2 protein-coding genes are annotated in these 10,978 nt (G+C 39.1%); both read right to left on the bottom strand.

Annotated features, from left to right (window positions below; genetic code table 11):
• Positions 1-4,664, bottom strand: a 4,664-nt coding sequence (locus NMM26_RS09170; RefSeq protein ID WP_254754304.1) for a DUF1542 domain-containing protein, incomplete at its 3' end; no start/stop codon positions are given.
• Between the two features lie 314 nt (positions 4,665-4,978).
• Complete coding sequence (locus NMM26_RS09165; RefSeq protein ID WP_254754303.1) at positions 4,979-10,978, bottom strand: ZmpA/ZmpB/ZmpC family metallo-endopeptidase; 6,000 nt, start codon at positions 10,976-10,978, stop codon at positions 4,979-4,981.

Below are 10,978 nucleotides of genomic sequence, written 5' to 3'. Positions count from 1 at the left end.
GCTGGTTTGGCTACCGGCGTTGGAGTCACCGAATCTACTGATGTTGCTCCGTCATTTTTAGCTTGTTCTACCGCTGTGTTTGTTGTCGCGTTGTTGATGGCTTGTTTCGCTGCGTCGGCTTTGGCTTTTGCATCTTCCTTAGCTACAGTTTTTTCTTCGTCTGTTAAGTCATTGTTTGCGTCGATCGCGTCGTTCTTAGCTTTCAATGCGTCATCGATCGCTTGTTTTGCAGCTGGTTTAGCTGTTGGTGTTGGAGTGACTGAAGATACACTTGTCGCTCCGTCATTTTTAGCTTGCGTTACTGCATCATTTGTTGTCGCCTTGTCGATTGCAGTCTTCGCTGCATCGGCTTTGGCTTTCGCGTCTTCCTTAGCTTTGGCTTTTTCTTCAGCAGTCAAGTCGTTGTTTGCGTCAATCGCATCATTCTTAGCTTTCAATGCGTCATCGATGGCTTGTTTTGCAGCCGGTTTAGCTGTTGGTGTTGGAGTGACATTGTTTACTTCTGTTGTTCCATCAGCCTTAGCTTGTTCTACCGCCGCATTTGTTGTTGCGTTGTCGATTGCTTGTTTCGCTGCGTCTGCTTTGGCTTGCGCTTCTTGCTTAGCTGCGGCTTTTTCTTCGTCAGTTAAGTTGTTATTTGCTTCGATTTCTTTAATCTTATCAACTAACGCGTCATCGATCGCTTTTTTAGCCGCTGGCTTCGCTTGCGCTGTTGGATTCACATTGTTTACTTCTGTTGTTCCATCATTTTTAGCTTGTTCTACCGATGCATTTGTTGTTGCGTTGTCAATTGCTTGTTTCGCTGCGTCTGCTTTGGCTTTTGCGTCTTCCTTAGCTTTGGCTTTCTCTTCAGCAGTCAAATCGTTGTTCGCATCAATCGCGTCGTTCTTAACTTTCAATGCGTCATCAATTGCTTGTTTTGCCGCTGGCTTCGCTTGCGCTGTTGATGTTACTGAAGTTACACTTGTCACTCCAGCGTTTTTAGTTTGAGTTACTGCGTCGTTTGTGGTTGCATTGTCAATTGCAGTCTTCGCTGCGTCTGCTTTTGCTTTCGCATCTTCCTTAGCTTTGGCTTTTTCTTCAGCTGTTAAGTCGTTGTTCGCGTCAATCGTGTCATTCTTAGCTTTCAATGCGTCATCGATGGCTTGTTTTGCAGCCGGTTTGGCTACCGGCGTTGGAGTGACTGAGTCTACACTTGTTGCTCCGTCGTTTTTAGCTTGAGTTACTGCATCATTTGTCGTAGCGTTATCGATCGCTGTTTTCGCTGCGTCTGCTTTGGCTTTCGCATCAGCTTTCGCCGCAGTTTTCTCTTCGTCTGTTAAGTCATTGTTAGCATCAATCGCGTCGTTCTTAGCTTTCAATGCGTCATCGATAGCTTGTTTTGCCGCTGGCTTCGCTTGCGCTGTTGGTGTTACTGAAGATACACTTGCTGCCCCATCGTTTTTAGCTTGAGTTACTGCATCGTTTGTTGTTGCGTTGTCGATCGCTTGCTTAGCTGCATCGGCTTTTGCCTTAGCGTCTTCCTTAGCTTTGGCTTTCTCTTCAGCAGTCAAATCGTTGTTGGCATCAATCGCGTCATTCTTAGCTTTCAATGCGTCATCGATGGCTTGCTTCGCTGCGGGTTTGGCTACCGGCGTTGGAGTCACCGAATCTACTGATGTTGCTCCGTCGTTTTTAGCTTGAGTTACTGCATCATTTGTTGTTGCGTTGTCGATTGCTGTTTTCGCTGCATCAGCTTTAGCTTTTGCGTCTTCCTTCGCTTTAGCTTTTTCTTCAGCTGTTAAATCGTTGTTCGCATCTATAGCTGCTTCTTTTGCTTTTAATGCTTCATCAACTGCATTTTTCGCATCAGTTTTCTTTTGGCTTGCTTGCGGATTAACGCTTTCCACATCAGCAACGCCTGTAGTTTTCGCATTATCTACTGTTGAGTTTGTTGTTGCAGTATCAATATTATTTTTAGCCGCTGTTGCCCTTGCTTGTGCATCTGCTTTTGCTGCTGTTTTTTCTTCGTCTGTTAAGTCCGCACGAGCGTCAAGTTGTGCTTCTTTCGCTTTAAGTGCATCATCTATTGCTTTCTTAGCCGCTGGTTTTGCTACCGCTGTTGGCGTTACTGAACTTACGCTTGTTGTTCCTGCCGTTTGGGCTGAGTCCACTGCTGCGTTTGTTGTCGCATTATCAATTGCTGTTTTCGCTGCAGTTGCTTTTGCCTGTGCATCTGCTTTTGCTGCATTCTTCTCCTCTGTCGTTAAGTCGTTATTCGCATCGATGGCTGCTTCTTTCTCTCTTAAAGCTGAGTCAATAGCTGCTTTTGCCGTATCTTTCTTCGTTGCTACAGGATTATCATTGCTAATCGCTGTTGTCCCAGATGTTTTGGCATTATCTAATGCTGCTTTTGTCGTTACCGAGTTATCATTAATTGCTGTTAAAGCTTTCGCCTTATCGACATTAACTTTTTCTATTGCAGCTGCTTTTTCTTCTGCAGTTACGTTTGTATTAGCATTAATCTCTGCAATTTTATCTTCAGCAGCCTTGTTAACCGCGTCAATTGCAGGTTGTTTATTTAAACTTGTGAATTCTGATAAAGGTTTTGTATCAGTTGAACCATCTTTATAGGTCACAACAAGATTTCCATTAGCATCTTTTGTAATCGTAGAAATTCTTGTCGCCTGATTGTCTACAGCTTGTCCTCTCTTGCTAGTAAAATTAGCATCATCGTTAGTTTGAGAGTATTCAATTTTTACTTTTTCTTTAATTTTTTCAAATTCTTCTGCAGTTACATTCGCTGGATCTACTACACTAACTGTTCCTTCTGGAGTCTTAATATCATATTTAGTAGTTTGATTTTTTACAACAAACTCAACATAACCTTCAATTTTTTGACGTTCTGCAGGATTAGTAGTTGCATTAATTCTTCCGTTAAAAGGTGCACTTTCTCCATTGTTGTCATCTTTTGCAACGATAACACTTGTCCATTTTTTCCCAGCAGTTAAATTCGTTGTTCCAGTCATTTTAATGGTTGCTGTCTTCTTATCTTCAGAAACAGAACCTGCTCCGCTTGTTACTGCGCTATCAACAATATTTCCTACTGCTAAACCAAAACTAGTTGCATTATTATAGTTAATGTCACCAGGGCCACGAAGTTTTAGGTCCTTAATCTTAGACTCATCCGTTGCAGTAAATGTTAGGTCTGTCTCTTCTCCAGAATAGATATAAATATTTCTGTTCGCTTCGTTTGAATACGGTAGATTAACAACCGGTGGAACATTTTTTTGTACAATTTCACTTACTGGTTTCGTCTTCGTAGAACCATCTGTAAATGTAACAACAATATTATTCCCAACGATATTAACCGATTGAATAACATCCTCTGGGTGTTCTACTAAAGTTCCACGTCTATCAGCAAATCGTGCATCTTCGTTTGTTGTTGAATATTCTAATTGAATACTATCTTTGATTTTCTTTAAATCTTCTGCTGTAGGATTTGTCAAACTAGTTACAGAAATCTTTTCATCTGTAGGTTGAGATCTTAAGGCGTATTTTTTTGCTTGAGATTTTAATACTAAGTAGAAATATCCTGGATCCGTTATATCCATACCTTTTTTAAGATTTTCTCTACCTTGGTCATCAACTACTTGAACATAACGAGTACCAACATTTAATGTTTGGTTTTCTTGTTTTGTGTAATCTCTGTTCTTTTTTAATATATCATTTGGACGACCTGTAATGACGATTTTCGCAGGATTTGCTTGACTCGCCTCCGATGTTACCCCTGCCGTTTCAGCACGATTTATTACAGTAGCTGTAAATCCAAATTCAACATCCAAGTCATTATCTGTACCTGCAACATTAGGGAATCTTTGTCTAGATCCTTTCTTAATCGTTGCATAGCGAATTTTTCCAGTTTCAGAATAAACTGGAATTTCTAATGAAAAATGCTCTTCGTTATAGATATAGATTTTCTTCTCATCTGGTATGGAGAATGTAAAGTCTACCTTTGGATCTTGATTGACAGCTGCACGGAATGTTGTATCCTTTTCAATTTCACTTCCATTACGCGGATCATTGGCACCAGTATTTTCAATCGCATTTGATTCTGATGGTTTCTCAGTATTCTCAGCTTTGATACCAACTGTTTCTTTACCCTCAGTAGTATCTGTTGAAACAATTTCTTTTTTCTCAACCGGCTTATTTCGTAATTTTGAGTTAACAGTAGTAACCAGTTTTTGATAGGCACTCGTCAATTCTTCTTGACTGCTTGCGCTCGCTAAAGTTGCTTTGGCATTAGCTAACTCAGCAGCTAGACTCGCTACACTTTCCTCAGTCTTATTAGCGTAAGCTCCACTTGAAATCTTACCTTCAATTTCACCAATATAATTTGCAAGTTGACTTTTATCTAGTTCTGGTTTAGTAATTTTCGGCTCACTAATTTTGGACTCACTCTGTTTTTCAGTCTTATCCCCACCTTCTTTAGCCAACTCTACTTTACTAGAAGACTCTTCAGTTACTTTCAATTGATCCGCTGCAACTGCTCCATTTCCTAAAAACATTAAAAAGGCAGCAACCGCTACACTCGCTGCACCAAAACTATATTTACGAATGGAGAAACGCATGATTTTTTCTTTTCTCTGATTCTCAAGGGACTTATCAGAAAGCTTGTTCTTCATTTATAATATTTCCTTTTCTCTTATCTATGTACACATTATATCATATTGAATTTTATGCGTATTTACAAATTACTTTATATTTCATTTTATAATTTTTAAACTATTTTTGCAAGTTGTTTGAACTCGAACAGAATCCATAAAACAAAGCCCAGACTGACATTTCATTTACTTTTTGAAAATCTATTTTCTAGTATTTTGGTTATAAATATATTCAATAATTATGCTTGTAAATGAACATTTAAGAACTTCAAAAACATCAAAAAGGTAGATCCAGTCAAAACTGATCTACCTTTTTATTATACTAGTCTTATCTACTATTTAGTGAATAAATCTCCAGTAAATCCGTTAGATTTTTGTAAAAGTTGTTTATAAACTTTCTCTTTCAGACCAACTGTATTTCCAAATCCATTCCCTTTAAGATCTTTTTCAACTGCTTCATCAAACAACTCTTGAAGTCTCGCATAAGTTGAAATTTTCTCACCATTAATTTCAATTTCAACAAAACCTTTTTGAGCTTTCTCATGAACTTCATGGTACCAAGCAGATTTCCATTCTTCTAAGTTTTGGAATCTTCCATTTGAAACTTTCTTAATGATAAAATCATCTCCAACATAACCGTTGTTTTCTTTCTTAGCAGCATCTTTGTATTTATTAGAAGCATATCCTAAGAAACCATCGAGGTAACCAAAGTAACCCCACATACGGAATGTATTATGTTTAAATGAAATAGAACCTACAGCACTTCTACTTGTATTACCACCATAGATACCTGCCATCATATTAACTGTTTGATAAGCAGAATCGAAACCTTCCGAACGGTAACGTCCATTACCTGGCATTCCATGCTTCGTAACAAAGTTATTGTTTACCAATTGATCAATCGTTGTTAACTTCATGTTTTTCTCTTCATCATTTAAATCACGAAGTTTATCCCATTGATGTGGCTCACCTTTTAGACTGTTACGATCAGCATTCGAACGCCATTCTCGGTCCATTTTCTTGAACCACTTATCATTTGTACCTTCATTTTTCTTAATAACGGCATTAGCTTCTAAGTAATCAAGCATCATCATTGATTCATTATAATTCTTCATGTAATGATCAATCTTCTGACGACTATCTAGCATATTAGGATTATAGTTATACCATTGCTTACCATCATTTTGACGCTCATATGCCATATTCAATCCTAAGGCACCATATTCACCATTTGGATTTGATACAGATGGTGATTGTAACATACCTTGAGCAAAGGCTTCAACGTCTGTTCCTTCACGGTGACGCCATCCACCCAAGTAGGCCATACGATCATTAATATGTGTAGTTTCGTGAGTAAATGCAGACGTTCCGAAGTCACTGATTAAGCTAGATAAAATATAATAGACAGCTTCTTGTGGTTGTGGATTTTGGAAAATATAGGCATAAGCTCCCATACCGTTGTTACCATGCCACTTACCTGTTGGACCATAGAATTCACGAATCGGAGCAAAGTCCCCGTTCTTAGTATGTCCCATACGGTCAACCCAACCAAGGTCTGGTGCAAAGTGATTATCCCAAATAGCTGATGATACCATATTTTCACTCTTAAGGAGTTGATTACGAACGTTATCCGCAGCAAGTCTTGACCAGAAGTCCAAATAATTGATTTGTTCTTGCGCGCGTAAATTGATTTCTTTCTTGAACTCTTCACGTTGGGCTTCGGTTGTCTTACCATATTTCTCAAACGAACTAAACGCAATCGTATTATAGGTCGTAATTAAGAACATATGCGCTTTCTTCAGGTTAAGAAGTGGTAAGATATAACGTCCATGATGACCGTTGTTAATTACTTCATACAGTTTATATTTCTTATTAGCGAAATCTGGATTTGATGATTGTTTCTCAACAACATAAGCATTATCCGCAATGTTATTCTTGAACCAAGTGTTCATATCAGTATCATTTGTGAATAATTCCATGTTGTATTTTAGGAATTCATGCAAGTTAGCTTTACCAGTAGCACTTGCAATCACATCACGATATGCATCCTGTGTTCTATCACCTTTCAAGAAGTGTTCACGTGAACCGATTTGAATTAAGCGGTCGATGACATTCGTTGATTTACCATAGAAATCCGGTTTAAACATCATGATGTCTTTAATGCTCATATCACCATACGCAAAACCATAATAGCGATTGAGATAAGCCAGACCCATCATAATTTTTGCTTTGTTATCTTCTACTCTCTTCACAAGAGCCTTCATTGCAGCTTCGTCGCCGTTTAACTGATGGTCTTCATTTTCAACGATTGCTTTCACAAGTTTATCAAGGTTACCTTTTACTTCGTCAAAGCTTTCTTCTAAGAATAAGTTACGAATATAATTGTTCTTATGATTGTCACTATTTTCAGCAGGTTTATCACGTTTGTCCATCAATGCACGCACTTCAGGTGAAATCAATTCGACACTTGCTAATTTTTCTTTCACATCAGCAATTAGTTTGTTACGATTCTTATCCACCATATTTGGTGTGTAAACGACATCACCTAAATCTGTAATAGCATATTCTTTTACTTGAGCCACTTTTGATGTAACCTTAGGTGATACGGATTTTTCTTCTTTTGTACCGTCAGCGTAATGAATCATAATATGATCAACATCTGATAAATCGGTCACAAATTGTCCATCTTTCATACCTGTAACAGATAATACTTCTGTATTCAGTAATTTAGAATCTGAAGGAATCTTGTTACCTTGATTTACAATCCATTCTTTATTGTAGAATGGTTGAAGTTTTTCGATGTTACGGTAAGCAAGCTCACGAGATGCATCATAGTCTTGAGTAGATTTATAAGTGTCAGCTTTTGATTCCTTATGATTTAACTTATCTACAAAATGTTCAGTTATTGTATATTCATGTGCAGTAATTCCCATTTTAGCAATTCTTGCATCAGCTTCTTCTTGGGAAACACCTTTCCAACGACTAGAACGAGAATAGGATTGTTTACCTTCACTTACACCATTAACGAATACATTATTATTTCGAACCCAGTTTGCACCAAAGTAATCATCATCCTCTGCATCACGAGAACCGTAAAGAATCTCACCACCATTCTTCACCTTCATCATAGTAACGTTATTTTCAGCAAGTCCCCATGACCAGTTAGAATGAAGCAAACCACCTGTTTCAAGAGGTTCTTTCACATCAATCGTACCTTTTGCAACAGAGTTCTTCAAACGTCCCCATGCACTAACATCTCTCGGATTATCACCATGATTCAATTTAGCAACAAGTCCACCGACCTTAGCTTTATTCCCTTTGATATAGGCATCAATGTAAGAGTTATCTGTGTTACTTCTCCAGCTTTCGCTGACAAGCCCACCTGACCACCATCCTGCGTTCCCTACACTTGTAATATTGCCGATAAAGGCTACATTACGCATATTGGATTCATCCAGTTTATTGACCATACCCGTAACGTCATTGTTACCTACAACATTACCTGTTACTTTAATGTTTTCAATCGTTGACTTCTTAAACATCTCACCAAGCGGTGCTGTCTTGTTCGCCCAAGGCATATTGATATCAACATTACCCAGATTGATGTCGTGAATATGAGCATTCTCAGCTTGTGCAAATAACGGACGAGCTAAATTGTGAATAGTGTAACGTTTATCACCCTCACTAGATAGCTTACCAGTGAATTTAGCTGTCACGTAAGATTTACTTGGTGTTGGTACATTCACAGCGTTTAAATCCGCACCAAGTTTAAACTCACCATTTGGAGTTTTTTGCATATCTTCAATTAATTCTTTGAAATTGTAGTATACATTACCTTCTTTGGCTTTTTGTTTTTCAAAATAATGAACATACTCTTCGCTAAGTGTGTTATCAGCATTCCGTTGAATCAAATCAGGTGCTTTGGCAGTGACTTTGTATAAAGTTTTTCCGTCTTTTTCTACTTCTTCAATCTTGTCAACAGCAAGTCGTGTAACTTTGTTGTCGTGAGTTGTCACTCGTAGGTAAAGTGGAGCAACATCAGCTGGTTTTTCTGTCAGCAAACTAGTATCTGTTTCGTTACCGTCAGCGTCCACACTCATCAAGCTTGTTTCTTTGATATTTTTGATTTCAACTTTTTTGAGGTCAAGTCTTAGCGGTTCTTCCTTCAGAACTTCTTCCTCATCACCCTCACCACGGTCATAAACCATCTTAGTTTCAAGTTTATAATCCTTGTAGTACTGCAAATCTGTCAAGGTAGTTGTCAGGTCGTCTGGTGAAACATTCAAGGTTTTCACAATCTCATCACCTTTTTTCAGAGTTAAGGTGATAGATTTAATGGCTGCCTTGCTTGGATTTTCTAGACTGTATTTAACATCTGAAGTCCGTTTCAAATCCTTAGGTTCAACTGCAGTGATGGTCAATACTGGTTTTTCAAAGCTCTTGGTACCACGTTTCAAAATTTTGTCTTGAGGTGCCTCAAGGATTTCCTCTGTAACTTTTGGAGCGTCTTCTGTTTTAACTCCTTTGATGGTGTTAAAGGTCTTGGTGATTTTTTTCTGACCTTCTTTTCCTTCTTGAGCTACAACTTCTAAGCCTTTTTTCAGTTGATCATCTTCTTCAACTTTTTCCTTAAATGGAATCTTTTCAATACTTTCTTCTACCAGAGTTCCTTCAATTGGTTTTGTCCCACGACTTACCTGTTGGTTTACAGGTTCCTTGGTAACTTCTGTGCTAGTTGAAAGAACTTGGTCAGTTTTAACACCTTCTACTGTTTTATAAGTTGTTTTAGTAACTTGACTACCTTTTTCACCATTTCTTACGACAGTTTCTTCGTCTGTGTACTTGGTTGGGTCCTCAGTCATCTCAGTTTTGTAGTCTAAGTCTGTAGTCGATGTTTCAACAAGGGTTCCCTCAGTTACTTTGTACTCAGGTAACTGTTCTTGTACAAGAGCTTGGCCAGTTTTACCTTCCTCTTGGGTACCTTTTGATTCAACTGGAGCCTCTGGCAATTCTGGCTGGGTTAAAGATTGGCCTTCTTTGCCTTCCTCTTGGGTACCTTTTGATTCGATTGGAGCTTCTGGCAATTCTGGCTGGGTTAAAGATTGGCCTTCTTTGCCTTCCTCTTGGGTACCTTTTGATTCAACTGGAGCCTCTGGAAGTTCTGGTTGTGTTAGAGCTTGGCCCTCTTTACCTGGTTCTTGAGTCCCTTTTGATTCAACTGGAGCCTCTGGTAAGGTTGGTTGCGTTAAGGCTTGACCTTCTTTGCCTGCCTCTTGCGTTCCTTTAGCTACCTGATGCGTTGGTTCAGCTTGTGGGGTTGGAGTTGGGGCAGGTTGCTCTTCTTTCTTAGTTCCAACTGCAATGACTTGCGAAACAGGATTTTGAACCACTTGGTCTTCGATGACTTCTCTAACTTCTTGACCATTAACCATCGATACTTTGGTTACAAGGCGGCGCTGACCATTTACTCCGGATGTGACGATACGAGTCTGTCCTTCTGCTAGATTCGCATCTGGGCTTGTGACTGTTTCAAACGGAATCTCTACCAAGCTCTCTTCCTGTCTAGTTTGAGGCTTCTCAGAAACTGTTTTTTCTTCAATAGCAGGAGCTGTCACAGGTTTTTCAACGACAGTTTCTGGCGCAACAGTCGGTGTTTCTTGAACTACTTCTGTCTTCTCGATTTCATTTGCACTTTGCTTTTCTACTGGCAACTGAGACTGTTCCACTGAAGCTGGTCTTGATGGATGGAGTTCTGCTTCCTTGAAGTATCCAATGTATTCATAGCCATCAATATGGATAATCCCTTCAGCCAAACCTTCATGTGTAGAGGCTGAAATAGTTTGGTTATAAGAAAGTAATTCTTTATTTTCAAATGCGAATGTCCCATAAGGTACAAAAGTGCTAGCTCCTAAAGAACCAATCAAGAGAACACCTAGGACCTCTTTGCGACCTTTTTTAGACACCAAAAAGACTGCTAGCGAAGCTGTTGCCAAACCAAGGCCTGCCAAGGCTAATTCTTTACTTCCTGTGTAAGGAAGTTGTTGACTGTTAGTTGCCTTCTTGCGATAAACTACATAAAGAATATCATCATCTTGAAATTCTGTTGGAACCTCATGGTGAATCAGGGCTTTTTCAGACTCGGTCAATTCCTGCTCCGCCAAATAACGGTAATGAACACTATGAGCACCGCCAACTTCATTGGCTTGAACCTTATCTACTGAAAGGGTAGCAGCACCAAAAAGGAAGGCCCCAATGGCTACAGGACCTACCCCAACAGTTAGCTTACGAATCGAATATTTGGTAATCTTTTCTAGTTGTTGTTTTGTTTTTCTCAT

The organism is Streptococcus sp. CF7_Ac1-8 (genome assembly GCF_024295435.1).
Taxonomy (GTDB): domain Bacteria; phylum Bacillota; class Bacilli; order Lactobacillales; family Streptococcaceae; genus Streptococcus; species Streptococcus mitis_AP.
Note: the sequence above shows the minus strand (reverse complement) of the source record. Positions and strands in the feature narration are given on the sequence as shown.

What these genes read in the sequence shown, in the direction of transcription:
- NMM26_RS09165 (WP_254754303.1), bottom strand. Translation starts at nt 10,978, where the DNA reads ATGAGAAAAACAAAACAACAACTAGAAAAGATTACCAAATATTCGATT.